The organism is Curtobacterium sp. UCD-KPL2560 (assembly GCF_001705035.1).
Taxonomy (GTDB): Bacteria; Actinomycetota; Actinomycetes; order Actinomycetales; family Microbacteriaceae; genus Curtobacterium.
In genome coordinates, this window is sequence record NZ_MCIG01000063.1 from 1 (window position 1) to 17,733 (window position 17,733).

The 17,733-nt window shown below is 73.0% G+C and carries 19 protein-coding genes; 14 read left to right on the top strand and 5 right to left on the bottom strand.

What is annotated here, in order from left to right:
* From BEP24_RS12895 to BEP24_RS12915, 5 genes are all read left to right on the top strand, one after another.
* The coding region (locus tag BEP24_RS12895) for a M23 family metallopeptidase (protein WP_065964014.1) at window positions 1–933 on the top strand (933 nt) is incomplete at its 5' end.
* Between the two features lie 173 nt (window positions 934–1,106).
* Complete coding sequence (locus tag BEP24_RS12900; protein WP_065964016.1) at window positions 1,107–2,429, top strand: hemolysin family protein; 1,323 nt, start codon at window positions 1,107–1,109, stop codon at window positions 2,427–2,429.
* Between the two features lie 158 nt (window positions 2,430–2,587).
* Complete coding sequence (locus tag BEP24_RS12905) at window positions 2,588–3,490, top strand: helix-turn-helix transcriptional regulator (protein WP_065964018.1); 903 nt, start codon at window positions 2,588–2,590, stop codon at window positions 3,488–3,490.
* A 94-nt stretch (window positions 3,491–3,584) separates the two neighbouring features.
* A complete protein-coding gene (locus BEP24_RS12910; RefSeq protein WP_083230355.1) occupies window positions 3,585–4,343 on the top strand; it encodes a methyltransferase domain-containing protein in 759 nt (252 codons plus the stop codon).
* 182 nt (window positions 4,344–4,525) lie between these two features.
* Window positions 4,526–5,008: an FBP domain-containing protein gene (locus BEP24_RS12915; RefSeq protein WP_065964020.1), complete on the top strand. Its 483-nt coding sequence runs from the start codon at window positions 4,526–4,528 to the stop codon at window positions 5,006–5,008.
* 15 nt (window positions 5,009–5,023) lie between these two features.
* Here the strand turns inward: BEP24_RS12915 and BEP24_RS12920 are convergent, their stop codons facing one another.
* Both BEP24_RS12920 and BEP24_RS12925 read right to left on the bottom strand, forming a co-directional pair.
* Complete coding sequence (locus tag BEP24_RS12920) at window positions 5,024–6,418, bottom strand: nucleobase:cation symporter-2 family protein (protein ID WP_253181686.1); 1,395 nt, start codon at window positions 6,416–6,418, stop codon at window positions 5,024–5,026.
* Between the two features lie 264 nt (window positions 6,419–6,682).
* Window positions 6,683–7,669 (bottom strand): aldo/keto reductase, encoded by a 987-nt coding sequence (locus BEP24_RS12925; protein WP_065964021.1) that lies wholly within the window; start codon window positions 7,667–7,669, stop codon window positions 6,683–6,685.
* Between the two features lie 70 nt (window positions 7,670–7,739).
* Between BEP24_RS12925 and BEP24_RS17655 the strand changes: the two genes are divergently transcribed.
* A complete protein-coding gene (locus BEP24_RS17655; protein WP_171898814.1) occupies window positions 7,740–7,913 on the top strand; it encodes a hypothetical protein in 174 nt (57 codons plus the stop codon).
* Between the two features lie 189 nt (window positions 7,914–8,102).
* On the opposite strand, the gene BEP24_RS12930 is transcribed toward BEP24_RS17655, so the two are convergent.
* The gene (locus BEP24_RS12930; RefSeq protein WP_065964024.1) at window positions 8,103–8,561 is read right to left on the bottom strand and encodes a MarR family winged helix-turn-helix transcriptional regulator; all 459 of its coding nucleotides are present in this window, start codon (window positions 8,559–8,561) and stop codon (window positions 8,103–8,105) included.
* A 77-nt stretch (window positions 8,562–8,638) separates the two neighbouring features.
* Here BEP24_RS12930 and BEP24_RS12935 point away from each other — a divergent pair, with 77 nt between their 5' ends.
* The 7 genes from BEP24_RS12935 to BEP24_RS12965 all read left to right on the top strand — a co-directional run bounded on the left by BEP24_RS12935 (window position 8,639) and on the right by BEP24_RS12965 (window position 15,107).
* Window positions 8,639–9,025 carry a hypothetical protein gene (locus tag BEP24_RS12935; RefSeq protein ID WP_065964027.1) on the top strand — a complete coding sequence of 129 codons (387 nt, stop codon included), beginning with the start codon at window positions 8,639–8,641 and terminating at the stop codon, window positions 9,023–9,025.
* Window positions 9,026–9,845: 820 nt separating this feature from the next.
* Entirely contained in the window at window positions 9,846–10,553 is a 708-nt protein-coding gene (locus BEP24_RS12940) for a hypothetical protein (RefSeq protein WP_139197524.1), read from the top strand.
* A 292-nt stretch (window positions 10,554–10,845) separates the two neighbouring features.
* On the top strand, window positions 10,846–11,394 hold the full coding sequence (locus BEP24_RS12945; RefSeq protein ID WP_065964033.1) for an acyl-CoA thioesterase: 549 nt from the start codon (window positions 10,846–10,848) through the stop codon (window positions 11,392–11,394).
* Window positions 11,395–11,437: 43 nt separating this feature from the next.
* The gene (locus BEP24_RS12950) at window positions 11,438–12,052 is read left to right on the top strand and encodes a YdeI/OmpD-associated family protein (RefSeq protein ID WP_065964036.1); all 615 of its coding nucleotides are present in this window, start codon (window positions 11,438–11,440) and stop codon (window positions 12,050–12,052) included.
* A gap of 10 nt (window positions 12,053–12,062) precedes the next feature.
* On the top strand, window positions 12,063–12,941 hold the full coding sequence (locus BEP24_RS12955) for an aldo/keto reductase (RefSeq protein WP_065964039.1): 879 nt from the start codon (window positions 12,063–12,065) through the stop codon (window positions 12,939–12,941).
* Window positions 12,942–13,132: 191 nt separating this feature from the next.
* Window positions 13,133–13,891, top strand: coding sequence for an SGNH/GDSL hydrolase family protein (locus tag BEP24_RS12960; RefSeq protein WP_065964040.1), 759 nt, complete (start codon window positions 13,133–13,135; stop codon window positions 13,889–13,891).
* Between the two features lie 85 nt (window positions 13,892–13,976).
* Entirely contained in the window at window positions 13,977–15,107 is a 1,131-nt protein-coding gene (locus BEP24_RS12965) for a PQQ-dependent sugar dehydrogenase (protein WP_065964043.1), read from the top strand.
* Window positions 15,108–15,224: 117 nt separating this feature from the next.
* On the opposite strand, the gene BEP24_RS12970 is transcribed toward BEP24_RS12965, so the two are convergent.
* Window positions 15,225–16,196, bottom strand: coding sequence for an NAD(P)-dependent oxidoreductase (locus tag BEP24_RS12970; RefSeq protein WP_065964048.1), 972 nt, complete (start codon window positions 16,194–16,196; stop codon window positions 15,225–15,227).
* A 171-nt stretch (window positions 16,197–16,367) separates the two neighbouring features.
* On the bottom strand, window positions 16,368–16,856 hold the full coding sequence (locus tag BEP24_RS12975) for a DUF4126 family protein (protein ID WP_065964044.1): 489 nt from the start codon (window positions 16,854–16,856) through the stop codon (window positions 16,368–16,370).
* Window positions 16,857–17,050: 194 nt separating this feature from the next.
* Here BEP24_RS12975 and BEP24_RS12980 point away from each other — a divergent pair, with 194 nt between their 5' ends.
* The gene (locus BEP24_RS12980; RefSeq protein ID WP_065964045.1) at window positions 17,051–17,692 is read left to right on the top strand and encodes an SDR family oxidoreductase; all 642 of its coding nucleotides are present in this window, start codon (window positions 17,051–17,053) and stop codon (window positions 17,690–17,692) included.
* Window positions 17,693–17,733: the final 41 nt, after the last annotated feature.

The following is a 17,733-nucleotide window of genomic DNA, read 5'->3' on the forward strand; positions in this document are numbered from 1 at the left end:
GCCCAGGCGCCCGCAGCCCAGGCGCCCGCGGTCCAGGCCCCGGTCGCGTCGACCGCCGCGACCACCGCAGCACCGTCGACCCCTCCCGCACGCGCCGGCCGTCGCGCCACCCGCGCCCGTGCGGCGACCGAGCACGTCGACACCCGCATCACGAAGGTCGTCCGCCGCCGCGCCGCCGGGGCGACGTCCGTGCCGGCCGCGAGCCGCGCCTCCCGTCCGTCCCGCGGGCACCGCGCCAGCCGCGTCACGCTGACGAGCGCGCTGGCCGCGCTCGCGATGTTCGCCGCCTCGGCGATGCCCGCCCACGCGGCGGCCGGGACGTCGCTCGCGACCTCCACCATCGCGCCCGTCGTGCGCACCCAGGACTACGCCGTCACGCAGGCGATCGCGGCGAGCGCCTCGGACCGTGACGGCTTCACGATCGGTGGCGGCACGGTGAACCCCGGGAACGGCACCGCAGGGGCCGCAGGGGCCGCCGGGTCCGCGGTGTCGTACGGCGGTGACGTCCGCTCGCCGTTCCCCGGTCCGGTGCGGATGAGCTCGGGCTTCGGGTACCGGTCCGCCCCGTGCGGCGCGTGCTCGTCACTGCACCAGGGCCTCGACTTCAACCCCGGGATGGGCGCGCCGATCGGTGCCGTCGCCGCGGGCAAGGTCCGCGTCTCCGGGACGTACTTCTCGTACGGCACCGCCGTGGTCATCGACCACGTGATCGACGGCCGCAAGGTCGCGACGCTCTACGGCCACATGATCCCCGGGTCCTCGCCGCTCAAGGTCGGCGACCGGGTCGAGGCCGGGCAGTTCATCGGCAAGGTCGGCTCGTCCGGGGTCTCCACGGGGGCGCACCTGCACCTCGAGGTGCTCCTGGATGGCGTGACCCCGATCGACCCCGAGGCGTGGCTCGAAGCCCGCATCGGTCGCTCGCTCACCACCTGAGCCGAGCCCGCAGCCCTTCGGACGCCGCTCACACCCGGGCCGCGCGCCCCGCGGCGCACAGCACTTGCCGAGCAGGAGTGCGGCGCTCGTCCAGCGATCCTGTGCAGGATCACAGCCATGGACGATCACCACAGACCGCCCGCCCGTCGTCGATCCACTGAGGCGTCCCGCTGATGGGCACCGACACCTGGATCGCCTTCGGGCTCGTCATCCTCTTCGTGCTCGTCGGCGGGGTGTTCGCCGCCGCCGAGATCGCCCTCGTCTCGCTCCGTGAGTCGCAGCTCCAGCAGCTCGAACGCCGGGGCTCCCGCGGTGCCCGGGTCGCCGCACTCGGTCGCGACCCGAACCGCTTCCTGTCCGCCGTGCAGATCGGCGTGACCGTCGCCGGGTTCTTCTCGGCCGCGTACGGCGCCTCGTCGATCGCCCCGGACGTCGCCCCGCTGCTGTCCGGGACCGGGCTCGACCGGGGCGCCGCGGAGGCCGTCGCCCTCGTGCTGATGACCCTCGTGATCGCGTACCTGTCGCTCGTGTTCGGCGAGCTCGTGCCCAAGCGCCTCGCCCTGCAGCGCGCCGAGGGCTTCTCGATGGCGGTCGCACCGACCCTCGACCGCTTCGCGACCGCCATGCGCCCGGTGATCTGGGTGCTCTCCCGCTCCACCGACGCCGTCGTGCGGCTGTTCGGTGGCGACCCGCACGCCCGCAGCGAGTCGATGAGCACCGAGGAGCTCCGCGGCCTGGTCGACGAGCACGACGCGATCGACGCGCAGGGCCGCCGCATCGCCCGGAGCGCCCTCGACGCCGGTGACCGCACCCTGCGCGAGTCGATGCGCCCCTGGTACGACGTCTCGACCATCGACGCCGCGTCGACGATCGCGGACGCCACCGACCACGCCATCGCCGCCGGCCACTCGCGGTACCTCGTCACCGAGGGGTCCCGCGACGGCGTGGCCGGGTTCGTCCACCTGCGCGACCTGCTCCGCCCGGCCGACCCCGGCGCGCCCGTGTCCACCCTGGTCCGCCCCGTCCTCGCCCTGCCCGAGACGAAGTCGCTGTCCGGTGCGCTCACCGACATGCGCGTCGGCGGGCACCAGATCGCGCTGGTCGTCGACGAGTACGGCGGCAGCGCGGGCATGGTGACGCTCGAGGCCCTGCTCGAGGACCTCGTCGGCCGGATCCGCGACGAGTGGGACCCCGAGCACGACGGCACCACGGCGACCGCGGGCGAGGTCGACGGCGCGGTCGTGCTCGAGGACCTCGCCGCGGACGGTGGCCCGGTCCTGCCCGACGGCGACTACGAGACCGTCGGCGGGCTCGTCCAGGTGCACCTCGACCGGGTGCCGCGCGTCGGCGACGTCGTCGAGGTCGGCGACCACCGCCTCGAGGTGACCCGGATGGACGGGCACCGCGTGGCGCGGCTGCGCGTCACTGCGCGCACCGGCGACGCCGCCGCGCACGCGGACGGCGAGCCGGTCCCGGGGCCGGCTGCGGTCCGGTAGTCGGGACGGGACGGACGGGAGGCGCGGTGCGGGCCCGCACCGCGCCTCCCGTCCGTCCCCGACCGCGTCCGGACCCACGGCGACCGCGACGGGCGGGCGTCCCGGGCACTGCTGCCCGTACCTGTCTCGGGACGGCGAGCGCGACGTAGGCTCGATGCATGGGCATCGACGTGCGCAACGAGATCCGGGACTTCCTGTCCTCCCGACGAGCACGGCTCACCCCCGACCAGGTCGGCATGCCGTCGTTCGGCGGCGGGGTGCGACGGGTGCCGGGGCTGCGGCGGCACGAGGTCGCGATGCTCGCCGGCGTCAGCGTGGACTACTACACGCGGCTCGAACGGGGATCGCTCAAGGGCGTCTCCGACAGCGTGCTCGAGGGCCTCGCGGGGGCCCTGCAGCTCGACGAGGACGAGCGGGTGCACCTGTGGGACCTCGCCCGGCTCGCGAACTCCGGCGTCAAGGTGATGCACCGGAACGTGCCGACCCGCGTGCGTCCCGGCGTGCAGCGGCTGCTCGACGCGATCACCGGCGCGCCGGCGTGGGTGCGGAACGAACGCGGTGACGTCGTCGCCACGAACGACCTCGGTCGCGCGCTGTACGCGCCGATGTTCGCCGGCCCCGGACGCCCGGTGAACACCGCGCGCTTCACGTTCCTCGACCCGGCGGCCCGCGAGTTCTTCCCGGACTGGGCGACGACGGCACGCGACGCCGTCTCGGTGCTCCGTGCCGCGGCGGTCGCGAACCCGTGCGAACCCGGTCTCGTGACGCTCGTGGGGGAACTCTCGACGCGCAGCGAGGAGTTCCGCACGTGGTGGGCCGCGCACGACGTCCGGGTGCACCGACGGGGCAAGAAGCGGATCGCACACCCGATCGTCGGGGAGCTCGAGCTCGACTTCGAGGCGCTCGACCTCGTCGCGGACCCGGGCCTGACGATGTTCTCGTACTCGGCCGAGCCGGGCAGCGAGTCGGAACGGTCCCTGGCACTGCTCGGCTCCTGGGCGGCCACGGAACGGTCCGAGCAGGTCGCTGCGCTCCGCCAGGAAGCCGCGGCCGGGGACTGACCGGACGGCGGGCACGGAGCAGCAGCGCGGGTCCGCACCGACGGGCCCGCACGCCAGCCGTGCGTCCGCCGACCGGCGTTCGTAGGCTGGGCGCGTGACGGACGCGACGGAACCGGTGCAGGGCCCGCACCCGGGCCACCCGGAGGACGGCGGCCCGCGGGTCGTCGTCGACCGGGCGCGCTACCGCCGGACCGAGCCGACCTTCGCCCGCGCGGTGGCCCGTGCCCTCGGCGACGCCCGGGACGTGCTCGACCTCGGCGCCGGTCAGGTGCCGTACCTGCCCTCGGGCCGTGCCGTCACGGACGCCGGCGACCCGAGCTCCGGGCTGCCGTACGCCGACGACGCGTTCGACGCCGCGGTCGCCGCCTTCGTGCTCGCCGGGTGGACGGACCCCGCGCGCGGCCTCGCCGAGGTGCGACGGGTGACCCGGGGGCCGGTGGTCCTGCTCGTCCGGGACCCGGAGCGCGTCGCCGGACACTGGCTCGCCGAGTACGCGCCCGAGGTGGTGGCCGCCGACGCCCGACGGTGGCCGACGCTCGACCAGGTGGCCGCAGCACTCGGCGGCGAGGTCGAGACCACCCGGCTCCCGGTCCCGTTCACCTGTGTCGACGGCTTCTGGGAGGCGTACACCGGCCGCCCGGAACGGCTCCTCGACCCGGGCGTCCGCGCTGCCGACCCGGCGTGGTCACGCGTCGACGACCTCGCCGCGCGACGGGCGGTGGCCGCCCTGCGCACGGCGCTCGAGAGCGGGGCGTGGGACGACCGGCACGGCGTGCTCCGCCGCCAGCCGGCACACGACGGGTCGGTCGTGCTCGTCCGTGCGGACCGGTCCCGCCCGACACGCCCGGCTTGACACGCCGTCGTAGGGTGGGACGCATGCAGCAGCAGGAGGTGGTCGGCGCGCAGAGCGCCGGCATCAGGGCGTGACGCCCCCGGCTGTGCCCACGGGCACGGCCGCCGTCGTCGAGCCCTGACCACCACCCCGCCCGTGCGGCGCGACACCCGCGCCCGGGCCCATCCGGAAGAGACCGCACCGTGCTGCCCATCAGCGAGAAGACCATCCGCGCGTCGTTCGTCAACGCCTCCCGCCGGGAGACGAGCGACCTGACGCTCCCCACCGACCTCGACCGCATCGTCTGGGACGACCTCGACTTCCTCGGCTGGCGGGACCCGAGGATCGGCCGCCGCGCCTACGTCGTCGTGCCCACGCTCGACGGCGACCTGGTCGGCGTGCTGTTCCGCCAGGCCGACGCCTCGCCCCGTTCCCGCGCGCAGTGCTCGTGGTGCCAGGACGTGAAACTGCCGAACGACGTCGTGTTCTGGAGCGCCAAGCGGTCCGGGAAGTCGGGCCGGAACGGGAACACCGTCGGCACGCTCGTCTGCCAGGACTTCCAGTGCTCGCACAACGTCCGGAAGCTGCCGCCGCCCGCCTACGAGGGCTACGACGTCGAGGCAGCGCGACTCCGGCGGATCGAGGACCTGCAGCTGCGCGCGGCGTCCTTCGTCGCCGAGGTCTGAGCGGGCGGCCGGGTCCTACCGCGGCGGCAGTGCGATCGGCGCCGTCGACCGCACCCCGTCGTACGAGCCCACCGCCGGGTCGTCGCCGTACCGCTCGCGCACGCTCCGCGACCCCAGGAGCAGGTTGAGCAGGATCGCGGCGACGGCCCCCGCCGAGATGCCCGAGTCGAACACGAGCGTGAACCACGTCGGGAACGCCCCGTAGATCGCCGGTGCGACGGTCGGCAGGAGCGCGATCCCGAGCGGCAACGCCACGACGAGGACGTTCCGGTTGTCGAACCGCACCTTCGACAGCGTCCGGATCCCGCTCGCCGCGACCATGCCGAACAGCGCCACCCCGGCCCCGCCGAGGACCGCGTGCGGGATCGCCTCGACGACCGCGGCGACCTTCGGCACCAGGCCGAGCACGACGAGGATCCCGCCCGCCGCGGTCGCCACGTACCGGGAGCGCACGCCGGTCAGCGCGACGAGTCCGACGTTCTGCGCGAACGCCGTGTACGGGAACGTGTTGAACACCCCGCCGACGACCGTGCCGAGGCCGTCCGCCCGCAGTCCGTCGGCGAGCGTGCGCCCCGAGACCGGGCGACCGACGACCTCGCCCACGGCCACCATGTCGCCCGTGGTCTCGGTCATGATCACGAGGCCGACGACGAGCATCGAGACGATCGACGCGAGGTCGAAGGTCGGCAGGCCGAAGTGGAACGGCGTCACGACCGCGAACCAGGCCGCGTCGCCGATGCCCGAGCCGTCGACCATGCCCGGCACGAACAGCGCCACGACGGTCCCGAGCAGCAGCCCGGCCAGGACCGACACGCGGGCGAGGCCCCGCGGCGCGAACCGTTCGACCAGCACGATCGCGAGCAGCACCCCGGCCGCGAACGCGACGTCGAGCGGACGGGCGGCGCCGTCCTTGCCGCGCTCGGTGATCCACCCCGCGGCGACGCTCATGAGCGACAGGCCGATGATGAGGATCACGGTCCCGGTGACGATCGGTGGGAACAACCGGACCAACTGCGAGAACCACGGTGCGACGAGCACCATGAAGACCCCGCACGCGATCGTCGCGCCGTAGACCGCCGTGATGCCGTGCTCGGTCCCGATCGCGATCATCGGGCCGACCGCGGCGAAGGTCACGCCCTGCACGAGCGGCAGCCGCACGCCGAAGCGCCAGAAGCCGACGGACTGCACGATCGTGGCGAGCCCGGCGACGAACAGGTCGGCGCTGATGAGGAACGCGAGGTCGGCACGGTCGAAGCCGAGCGCACCGCCCACGATGAGCGGCACGGCGATCGCGCCGGCGTACATGGCGAGCACGTGCTGCAGCCCGAGGGGCACCAGTCGTGCGAGTCGCGGGACGGCGTCGACGCCGTCCTCGACCGGTGCGCGGCGTGCGGTGGTCGTCTCGGTCACGGGTGCCCCCTCGGTGTCGTCCTGGATCCCTCCGTCGTCCTGGATCCCTCCTGGGACGCTACGGAGCCGGTGTTTCCGCGCCGTGACGGCGGTGGGTCGCCCGCGTCACGCGCCACCCGCCTGCAACGAGCGTTCCGATGTGCGGTTGCGACGGACGGGCGGTCACGACCGACGGGTGGGGACGACGGACGGGAGGCCCGTGGCGGTGTCGCCACGGGCCTCCCGTCCGTCATGTGGTCGCGTCGGCGACCGCAGCGTGCCTGGTCAGCGACCGATGGTCGACATGTCCGGGTACCGGTCGCCGGTCGGCACCGGGAGCGAGGACAGGCGCTCGAGCTGCGCCGGCGACAGGATGACGTCGGCGGCGCCGACGTTCTCCTCGAGACGGACGACCCGCTTCGTGCCCGGGATCGGCACGACGTCGTCGCCCTGTGCGAGCAACCAGGCGAGCGCGACCTGCGCCGGGGTGGCCCCGACCTCGTCCGCCACGGCCTTGACCTCGTCGACGATCCGGAGGTTCTGGTCGAACGCCTCCTGCTGGAAGCGCGGGTTCGCGCGGCGGAAGTCGTCCTCGTCCAGGTCGGACGGCTTCGTGATCGCGCCGGTCAGGAAGCCGCGGCCGAGCGGCGAGTACGGCACGAGACCGATCCCGAGCTCGCGGACCGTGTCGAGGACGTCGCCCTCGAGCTCCCGGGTCCACAGCGAGTACTCGGTCTGGAGCGCGGTGATCGGGTGCACGGCGTGGGCGCGGCGGATCGTCTCCGGGCCGGCCTCGGACAGCCCGATGTGCCGGATCTTGCCCTCCTGCACGAAGCCGGCGAGCTGGCCGACGACGTCCTCGATCGGGATCGCCGGGTCGACGCGGTGCTGGTAGTACAGGTCGACGTGGTCGGTGCCGAGCCGGCGGAGGGAGCCCTCGAGCGCCTCGCGCACGGACTCCGGTGCACTGGAGAGGCCGCGCTGCTGCGTCGGGGTCTCCTCGCCGGCCTCGTGGCGGTAGAGGCCGAACTTGGTGGCGATGACGACCTGGTCGCGGCGGTCGCCCAGCGCGCGGCGGAGGAGTTCCTCGTTCGTGTAGGGGCCGTACGCCTCGGCGGTGTCGAAGAGCGTGACGCCGAGGTCGATCGCGCGGTGGATCGTGCGGATCGACTCGTCGTCGTCGGAACCTGCGCCCGTGTAGAAGGCGCTCATCCCCATGGTGCCGAGGCCGACGGGGCCGACCTCGAGGTCTGCGAGCTTGCGTGTCTGCATGGGTGCAGGTCTACTCCTGCTCACGGGTTCCCCGGGAGGTACCGGTACGGCTACGCTGCGAGGACGGACAGTGTCCGCAGAACGCGAGGGGGAGGTCGTCGTGGTCGTCGTGTGGATCGTGATCGGGGTGGCGGTGGCGATCGCCGCGTTGCTCGTCGTGCTCGAGGTGCAGAACATGCGCCGCCGCCGGACGATGGCGAACCTGGAGCCCGTCGACCCGCGCATCGGGGAGCGGGCGGTGTAGGACGCCGAGAGCCAGCACGCGGTGGTCGAGGGTGCGGCGAAGTCGGCGCACCCGGGGATCTCGGGTGCCGGGGGCGGTCCGCTGGGCTGAGCGCGGGCTCGGTGTCCGGCGCCGGGTGCTGCCGGCCCGTGCCGGGTGCGGTGCGGTGCGGTGCGGTGCGCGGGATCTCCCCGCAGGCGGACGCGTCGGCTACTCGGTGGAGTACTCCGTCGAGGCGAGCGGCGTGGCGGTGAAGCGGGACAGCAGTCGCGCGAGCGCCTCCCGATCGGCCTCGGTCCAGGTGCTCGTGTGGTCGGCGATCACCGCCTCCAGACGGCGTCGCGCCTCGGCGATGGCGTCGGTGCCGCTCGGCGTGAGCGCGAGGAGCGCCTGACGACGGTCGTCCTGGCCGGGGACCTGCACGACGAGGCCCGCTCGGACGAGTTCCGCGGCGCGGCGGCTCACGACGGAGCGGTCGAGCCCGAGGTCGGGCGACAGGGCCGCCGCCGAGCGCGGCTCGCCCGCACGCGCCAGTGCACTCAGCACCGGGTAGTTCGCCTCGGTCAGCCCGGGAGCAACACCGAGCGTCACGCTGCCGTAGAGGCCACTGCGGAACCCGCGGGTGAGCACCACGCCCAGGGCGTTCGCGATCGTTGCTGCCGGTTCCATGCACCGATCATACGTGTGCAACTCGCACAGATCCTGCTACCGTCACTCTGTGCAAGTTGCACAGAAGGAGGATCGACATGACGGACATCGCCACAGCACTGACGGAGCTGCTCAACGACCGGGACAGCTCGGTCGACGACGCGATCACACGACACTTCGCCGACGACTACCGACAGCGGACCGACGGCGTCTGGAGTGACCGCGCACAGTTCGCCGACCACATCACCCATCTCCGCGGGATCGTCGCGCACGCGGAGGTCCGGGTGCTCGACGAGTTCGTCCGGGGCACCGCGTACGCGGACCGGCACGAGGTCCACGTGGAGAAGGCGGACGGGACGACCGTCGTGCAGGAGGTGTACCTGTTCGGCACCCTCGCGAGCGACGGACGCTTCGCGGAGGTGCACGAGGTGACCCACCTGCTCCGGGGGGGCGAGGCGGACCGCGGCATGGGGACGGCCTCGTGAGCTCGGGCGTCCCCAATGCAGGAGCCCGAGGGACCAGTCACGTACGACCCGACCGGCCACAGTCATCCAACCGGACGCCTCAGAGTCCGCGCTTCACCGGTGAGCATCAGGACACCATCGTGACTCTGCGTCATCAGAGAAACACCCGCGCAAGGTGATCAAGAAAACAATCGCGGAAATCGCGCTCGCTCCATCGGTGCCACACATCAAAGCCGGATACCATCTGACTTCCGTTTTGGAAGAAGGCACAGAATGCCACGCCCGCACCACGGAGTCAGGGTCTCCCAGCGCCGATCGGCCCGAAGTAACAGCGCGAACTCCACGTTGACTGATGAAGCGGCGCAGCGCAAGACGGCACAAAGGGGGACAGGATCCCAATCGCGGCCTCACAACGCGAATCCCTGACTCTCCAAGAAGGGATCGCCCGCCCGCCTGACGCGTCGGTAAGGCGATGAGCGCTGACCTATAGCCCGACGGACAGCCTCGCATGGCCACCCGACTCTCGACAGTCAACCGCCGGTCGGAGGCGGTAGGACATTGATTTCATGCAATAGTGGGGCGTCGATTCCGCAATGGCCAGGGCCATACCGGCGGGATCGATGCCATCAGGGGACGCGACAAATCGTGGATGTTCGTCTACGCTCGCAGCATGTTTGGGAACTTGAACATCGTTGTAACGGTCGTTGTCCTCGTCGTGGTCGTGGCGCTCATCTCATGGGGGGTGCAAGCGCTTGTCGCTCGTCGACGTCGTTCGCTTGATTCGCACGTGAACGAATAACACGTCCATGGCTGAAACGGATTATTCCTCAGGAGGGGTTTCATGCCACAAATTGCTCAATTCAAGAGTCTGGTCTGCGCGGCGGTAGCCGGGGGTGCACTGCTGGGCTCCGTGCTCATGGGCGTCGCACCCGCGAGTGCCTCCGAGGCGAAGCTCCTGACGGCGTCACAGGAGGCGACCGTCAGGGCGACCATGGACGGTGCGAACGTCAGCGCTGACGTGCAGGATCGCCTCATCGCAAAGCTCAACGCTGGCCAGCCGCTGGACTCGCAGACTGATGCGACGCCTGTCAGCACGAGGAGCGAGAGCCTCCGCGAGGGAGGCACCCGGTCGGTCGAGGTGTTCGCCGACGGTTCGCAACGATGGGTTGAGTCCGATGCCGTGGCACCCGCGTCGACCGGAAGGCCGGGCGGTGTCACGACGTTGGGGCTCAACCCGTCGAAGACGGGGTGCAAGTCCTCCGGCGGCTGGAACACCAACTGCAAGATCGGGATCTCTGACTTCGTCAGCAATGCCGGCTTCTACCTCGACTACACGACCAACAAGATCCGCGACGTCCGCGGAGCGTACTGCAACAACTCGGTCGGCGACGCCTCGTGCTCGGCCAAGCTGCGTCGTGCAACTGCATCGTCGGCGGGCCCGGCGTGGGCGGAGCTGACCTTCAAGGCTGGCATCGGCCCGATCGGCAACGTCGCCTCCGGCGCATTCGGACTGCGCGTCAGCGGGAGCAGCGCATCCGTCTACGGATGATCACGCTTCACTGAGCGAACGGTCCCGGCCCTCACGGCCGGGACCGTTTCTTCGTACACCTTCCGTTGGCGCGGCCGGATTCGGGCGGGGTGCCGCACCTCATGGGCATCCCTTCGGACGAGGACGCCGTCTCCATCCAGTCCCGAACGACAGGACGTGCAGCGCGGAGCGGGACGCCCCGCGCGGTCCGTTGGAGGTCGCGCCCACCCCCTGTTGCACACCGCACCGCAGCGGTCGTGCGGTTCCTCCAACACGGTCGCCCCACCCCGGACGCGCCTGGTGTGATCGACCCGTGAACCTGTACTTCCGGCTGCTCCTGCTGACCCTGCGCATCCGGCTCGCCGCCGCCCGCCCCGGACGCCGTCCGTCGCTGTGGGACGAGACCCGCACGTCGTTCCGCGTCGCGCCGACCGACCTCGACCCGCTGCGGCACGTGAACAACGGCAAGTACCTGTCCCTGCTCGACCTCGGCCGGTACGACCTGCTCGCCCGGTCCGGCTTCTGGGAGGAGGCCTCCGCGCGCGGGTGGTACGCCGTGGTGGCGGCGCAGACGATCACGTACAAGCGGTCGTTGACGCTCGGGCAACGCTTCAGCCTGCTGACGCGGGTGCTCGGGGTCGACGAGCGCGCGGTGTACATGGAGCAGACCTTCGTCCGCGGTGGGGAGGTCGTGGCGCGGGCGGTCGTGCAGGCGCGCTTCCTGCGCCGCACCGGCGGGACCGTGAGCCCCGCCGAGCTCGTCGAGGCCGGCGGGGGGACGGACCGCGACCTGACCCTGCCGGCGTGGGTGCACGAGTGGGCCGACGCCGTGCGGATCAGCAGCGGCGACGCGGCACGGTAGCGGGACGGGCGACGACGAGACCGGCCCGCCCTACGATGACCGCATGGACGACGACGACCTCGTGCTCCCGGACGCCGCAGCGTGGCGCGCCTGGCTCGACACGCACGAGGAGACGCCCGACGGCGTCTGGCTCGTCCTCGCGAAGAAGGGCACGACGACCCCGACCACGCTGACGTACGACCAGGCGCTCGACGAGGCGCTGTGCTCCGGCTGGATCGACGGGCAGAAGCGCGGGCGGGACACGGCGACCTTCCGGCAGCGGTTCACCCCGCGGCGCCGGGCGTCGCTGTGGTCGCAGCGGAACATCGGACTCGTCGCGGCCCTGACCGAGGCCGGCCGGATGCGCCCGCGGGGCATCGCCGAGGTCGACCGGGCGAAGGCCGACGGCCGGTGGGAGCGCGCCTACGCCGGTGCCGCAACGGCGACCGTGCCGGACGACCTGCGGGCAGCGCTCGACGCCGAACCCGCGGCCTCCGCGCTGTTCGACGAGCTGGACGCCACGAACCGGTACGCCGTGCTGCACCGGGTCACGACCGCCCCGAGCCCCACCGCCCGGGCGAACCGGATCGCGAAGCTCGTCGGCGGCCTGGCCCGCGGCGAGACGCCGTTCCCGCGACGGGGGACGACGGCTCAGGATCAGGTCACGCCGACGGCGTAGACCGGGAGGCATGACCAGTACCGACACCACGAACCGTCCTGCCGCCGCCTCGGGCACGTTCCGGATCGGTGGCGACCTCGAGGTCCACCGTCTGGGCTACGGCACCATGCAGCTCACCGGACCGGGCGTCTGGGGGCCGCCGAAGAACCACGACGAGGCGATCCGCGTGCTCAAACGTGCCGTCGAGCTCGGCGTCGACTTCTTCGACACCGCCGACTCCTACGGCCCCTACGTCGCCGAGGACCTGCTCCGCGAGGCCCTGCACCCGTACGGCGACGACGTCGTCATCGCGACCAAGGCCGGCCTGACCCGCACCGGCCCGAACGAGTGGCCGCCGGTCGGCCGTCCGGAGTACCTGCGCCAGGAGGCCGAGATGAGCCTCCGCCGCCTCGGCCTCGAGCGCATCGACCTGTTCCAGCTGCACCGCATCGACCCGAAGGTCCCGCTCGAGGACCAGGTCGGCGAGCTGAAGAAGCTGCAGGACGAGGGCAAGATCCGGCACATCGGCCTGTCCGAGGTCACGGTCGACGAGGTCAAGGCCGCCCAGGAGGTCGCCACGATCGTCTCCGTGCAGAACCTGTACAACCTGCAGAAGCGCGACGCCGAGGAACTCCTCGACTGGTCGGAGCAGCAGGGCATCGGCTTCATCCCGTGGTTCCCGCTCGCGACCGGCGGGCTGACCGGCGAGGACTCGCCCCTGACCGAGATCGCGCAGCGCAAGGGCGCGACCCCGGCCCAGCTCGCGCTCGCCTGGTTGCTCGAGCGCTCGCCCGTCATGCTGCCGATCCCGGGGACGTCGAGCGTCGACCACCTCGAGGACAACCTGCAGGGCGCGACGATCGAGCTCACCGACGAGGAGTTCGCGGAGCTCTCGAAGCTGCACGCGTAGGTCGCGTCCGACGCGACCACGGGACGGACGGGAGGCGCGGTGCCGGCTGGCACCGCGCCTCCCGTCCGTCCGCGGTCGCCCCCGGCGACCGAGCGAACCTGTGAACGGCGGCGAAGACCCTCAGGAGCGGTGTTGCATTCCCCAGCACTGGGGACTGGTTCCGCGGGCGGATCCGGGGGATACCTGTACTCGTGTCCCGCCCCCGCCGTCTCGCCCTCGTCGCGAGCATCGCCACCGCCGCCTGCCTCGTCACGGCCGGCATCGTCCTCGCCACCGCCCCGCACGTCGCCACCGCCGAGGACACCCCCGTCGTCGCGGCGGTCGGTGCGCACGTGCAGCAGCGCGAGGCCGACCTGGTGCGGCCGGCCGACCAGGTCGTGAGCGGGGCCGTCGACACCCCGGTGGCCGCGGGCGCCGTCCCCTTCGCCTACGCGGGGGACTCGATCACCGCCCGTCCCGACTCGTGGCTGCACCAGCTCGCCACCGACGACCACCTGCACGCCGTCGGCGGCTACGCCCACAGCGGGTACCGCGCCGACCAGGTCCTGCAGGAGATCGCACCCGTGCCCGACGCCCGCGTGCTCGTCGTCGAGGTCGGCACGAACGACGTGAACCAGGCCGTCCCGACGGCCCGGACGATCGCCGACGTGGACGGCATCGTCCGCAAGGTCGGGGCCGCGCGCGTGCTCGTCGTCGCCGGCCCGCCCTCGGACTGGACGTGGAGCCGCTACGGTGCCGACCGCCGCACGGGGCAGCTCGCGCTGACCACGGCGCTCCGGTCGACCGCCACGGCGCACGGGTGGTCGTTCGTCGACCCGTTCACCGGGCTCCGGGCCGCCGACGGTGCGTACCGCCCGGGGGACTCGCGTGACGGCATCCACCCGACCGCCGAGGCGAACCGCGGCGTCGCGGCGGCGATGGCCGCGGCGATCCAGCGCACCGCGGCCTGACCGGGTCCACGGCTCGGGCACCGGAGATCCCCAGGGCGCTCCCGACCACGGCGTGTGGACTCGGGGACGAACCGGGAGGATCACCGTGGACACCACCCGCACGACCCGCAGCCCCCGCACCACTCGCTGGACCGCGCTCGGGCTCGCGGCCGCCGCAGCCCTCGTCCTGAGCGCGTGCTCGGACGACGGCACGGGTGATCCCGACGGCGGGTCCGGCGGCGCCCCGGCCCGCACGGGTTCCGCGACCGCGGCGGCGACCACCGACGTCGTCACGGGGCTCGAGGCACCGTGGTCGGTCGTCCCCGTCGGTGACCGGGGCGACGCGTTCATCAGCGAGCGCGACTCCGCGCGGGTGCTCGAGCTCCGACCGGACGGCTCGACGCGCGAGGTCGGCACGGTCCCGGGCGTCCGGCACGGCGGCGAGGGCGGACTGCTCGGTCTCGCGCTGCACGACGGCGACCTGTTCGTCTACTCGACGGCCGACGACGGCAACCGGGTCCAGCGCTTCACCCTGACCGGCGGCACCGGGAGGTACCGGCTCGGGGACGCCACGACCGTGCTCGACGGGCTGCCGCGGAACACCTTCCACGACGGCGGGCGGATCGCCTTCGGCCCGGACGGCATGCTCTACGTGAGCGTCGGGGACGCGGGGAACCCGCCGGCCGCACAGGACCGGGCGTCGCTCGCGGGCAAGATCCTCCGCGTGACCCCGGACGGCGCGGTCCCGGAGGACAACCCGTTCCCGGGCTCGCCGGTCTGGTCGCTCGGAAACCGGAACGTGCAGGGCATGGGCTGGGCGGCGGACGGCACGATGTTCGCCGCGGAGTTCGGGCAGGACGCCTGGGACGAGCTCAACGTCATCGAGCCGGGGAAGGACCACGGCTGGCCCGAGGTCGAGGGCGTCGGCGGCGAGGCACGCGGCTTCGTCGACCCCGTGCAGCAGTGGTCGACGGACGACGCCTCGCCGAGCGGGCTGACGGTGATCGGGGACACGGTCTACGTCGCGAACCTCAAGGGCGCGTCCGTCCGGGCCGTTCCGGTGTCCGACCCCGGGACCTCGACCGTGTTCTTCGCGGGGGAGTTCGGTCGCATCCGCACGGTGCTGGCCGGCCCCGACGACACGCTCTGGTTCGTCACGAACAACACCGACGGCCGCGGGGACCCGCGCGAGGGCGACGACCGCATCGTCTCGGTGCCCCTGACCGACCTCCGGTGAGCAGCAGACGTCGGGTGCCGGCCGCGCACCCGACGTCGTCTGCTCCATCGAGGAGCGCGCGACGGGGACGGGGCGCGCGACGGGGACGGGGCGCGCCACGGCACGCCGGCGCCGGTGTCAGGCGACGAACGGTCCGGCCACCTCGAGTCCGCCGTGCTCGACCTGCCAGCGCAGGGCGTCGCGCACCGTCTCCGACGCGGTCCAGCCCGGGGCGTAGCCGAGCACCCGCTCGGCCTCGGCGGTGCTGAACACCTGACTCCGGGACAGGTGCTCCCAGCTCGCGTCCGCGTGCTCCGGAGCCGTGGTCTCGCGGAACCGGTCCCACGTGACGGACTCGAGCCGCGCCTCCCGGCCGAACCACGACGCGACCAGGTGCGCGTACCCGCGGACCGTGAGCGCGGTCGGAGCCGTGGCGAAGAACGACCGGCCGGCAGCCGCGTCCCGCTGCTCGACGGCCAGCTGGAACAGCTGGGCGACGTCGTCGGCGTGCACGTGCGCCATCGCCTCGGCGCCGAGGCCGGGGACCTCGACGGGTTCGCCACCGGACAACCGCGTGACGACCGCGGGATCGAGGTTGCCGAGCGGACCGATCGGCATCCAGCCCGGACCGCTGATGTGCCCGGGGTGGACCGAGGTCGCGACGACACCCCCTGTGGCGGTTTCCTTCGCGAGCATCCGGGCGATCGCGTCCTTCTGCACGCCGTAGTCCCCGAAGGGCGGAGTCATCGTCGCCTCGGTGATCGGCAGCACGTGCGAGACGCCCGCGCGCCAGATCGAGCCGCAGTGCACCAGGTGCGTCGCGCTGCCGCGGAGGGCGCGGACGAGCTGCTCGGCGCTCTCGACCGTGAAGCACACGAGGTCGACGACCGCGTCGGCGGCGAGCGCCGCGACCCGGCCGCCGAACGTGCCGTCGCGGTCCTCCTGCTCCCGGTCGGCGGTGACGCGCTCGACGCGCTCCCACTCCGGGGCGTCGGCGTAGGGGGTGCTCGTGCCGCGCGAGACGGCCACGACGTCGTGGCCGGCGCGGACGAGACGGGGGACGAGGAAGGTGCCGATGTGGCCGGTGGCTCCGATGACGACGATGCGCATGGCGACCACGCTAGGCGGGTGCTCCCGTGCACGGCAGGCCCTGGCAGGACCGCGGTCCGGTCCGCGCGGCGGTGGCCGTGCGGTGACGTCCGTGCGGTGGGCGCACCACGGGACGGACGGGAGGCGCGGGTCGTCGCCGACCCGCGCCTCCCGTCCGACGTGTGGTGCCGGTCAGGCCCCGGTGACGGTCTTCACGGACGCCGCGATGACGACGGCGTCCTCGGCGAGGGCGCCGACCGGGTCGGGCAGGCCGGCGCCGCTGAGCACCTTGCGGGCGGCCCAACCGACGAAGCTGCCGACGACCGCGCCGACGCCGCCGAGGATCGCACCCTCGAGCCGGAGGTCGCGACGACCCGTCGTACCGAGCGCCGCACCGGCGAACGCACCGGCTCCGATGCGTCCGACCAGGCCCATCGGCGAGATGCGGTTCGGTGCCTTCGGGGACTTGTCGCCGATGAGCTCACCGATCGCCGACGCGACGAGCAGGCCGCGGCCGAGCGGGGTGCTGAAGGCCTTCCACTGCTGCCAGGAGCCCGTGAGTGCCTTGTTGTCGTGGTTCAGCGCGAGGACGGCGAGCGGGGTGCTGCTCCGACCACCGCTCAGGACGCCGAGCGCCAGGGTGCGGACCAGGGTGTGCTGCTCGTGCTGCTGCTTGCTCATCGGTTCTCCGTCGTGTCGTCCCGTGGTGTCGCCTCCGCACGGTACTCGGCGGCGTCTGACGGTCGGGGGGAGCCTCCCGGTGGCGGCGACCCGCCGGGCGGGAGGCGCGGTGCCGGGCCGCCCCGCGCCTCCCGTCCGGCGGTGGGAACGACCGTCACCGCGCCCTCCGAGCCGTCCCGCGTACCGTCCGCAGCATGAGCAACGTCATCGTCTTCGGCGGCCACGGCAAGGTCGCACTCCTCGCCACGCGCCTCCTCACCGACCGCGGGCACACCGTCACCTCCGTCATCCGGAACGCCGACCAGTCGGACGAGGTGCGCGCGCACGGTGGCGAGCCCCGGATCGCGGACGTGCAGGAGCAGTCCCTCACCGACTTCGCGGACCTGGTCCGCGGGCAGGACGCCGTCCTCTGGTCGGCCGGTGCCGGTGGCGGGTCCGTCGACCGCACGTGGGCGATCGACCGGGACGCCGCCGTGCTCTCGATCCAGGGTGCCGCGCGCGCGGGCGTGGACCGGTACGTGATGGTCTCGTGGTCCGGCTCCGAGCTCGACCACGGCATCCCCCAGGACGACGACTTCTTCGCGTACGCGCAGTCGAAGATGATCGCCGACGCGGTCCTGCGCGACTCGGACCTGCAGTGGACCGTGGTGGCACCGAGCACCCTGACCGACGACGAGCCGACCGGGTCGGTCGACTGGGACGGGTCGTCGTCGCAGGTGCCGCGCGGTGACGTCGCGCACGTGGTCGCCGACGTCCTGGAGGACCCCTCCACCGCCGGTCGCACGATCCGCTTCAACGGCGGCTCGACTCCGGTCGCGGACTTCCTCCGCGGCTGACCCGGGTCCGGGGCCCGGCCCGGGCCCCCGGCCCCCGGGCC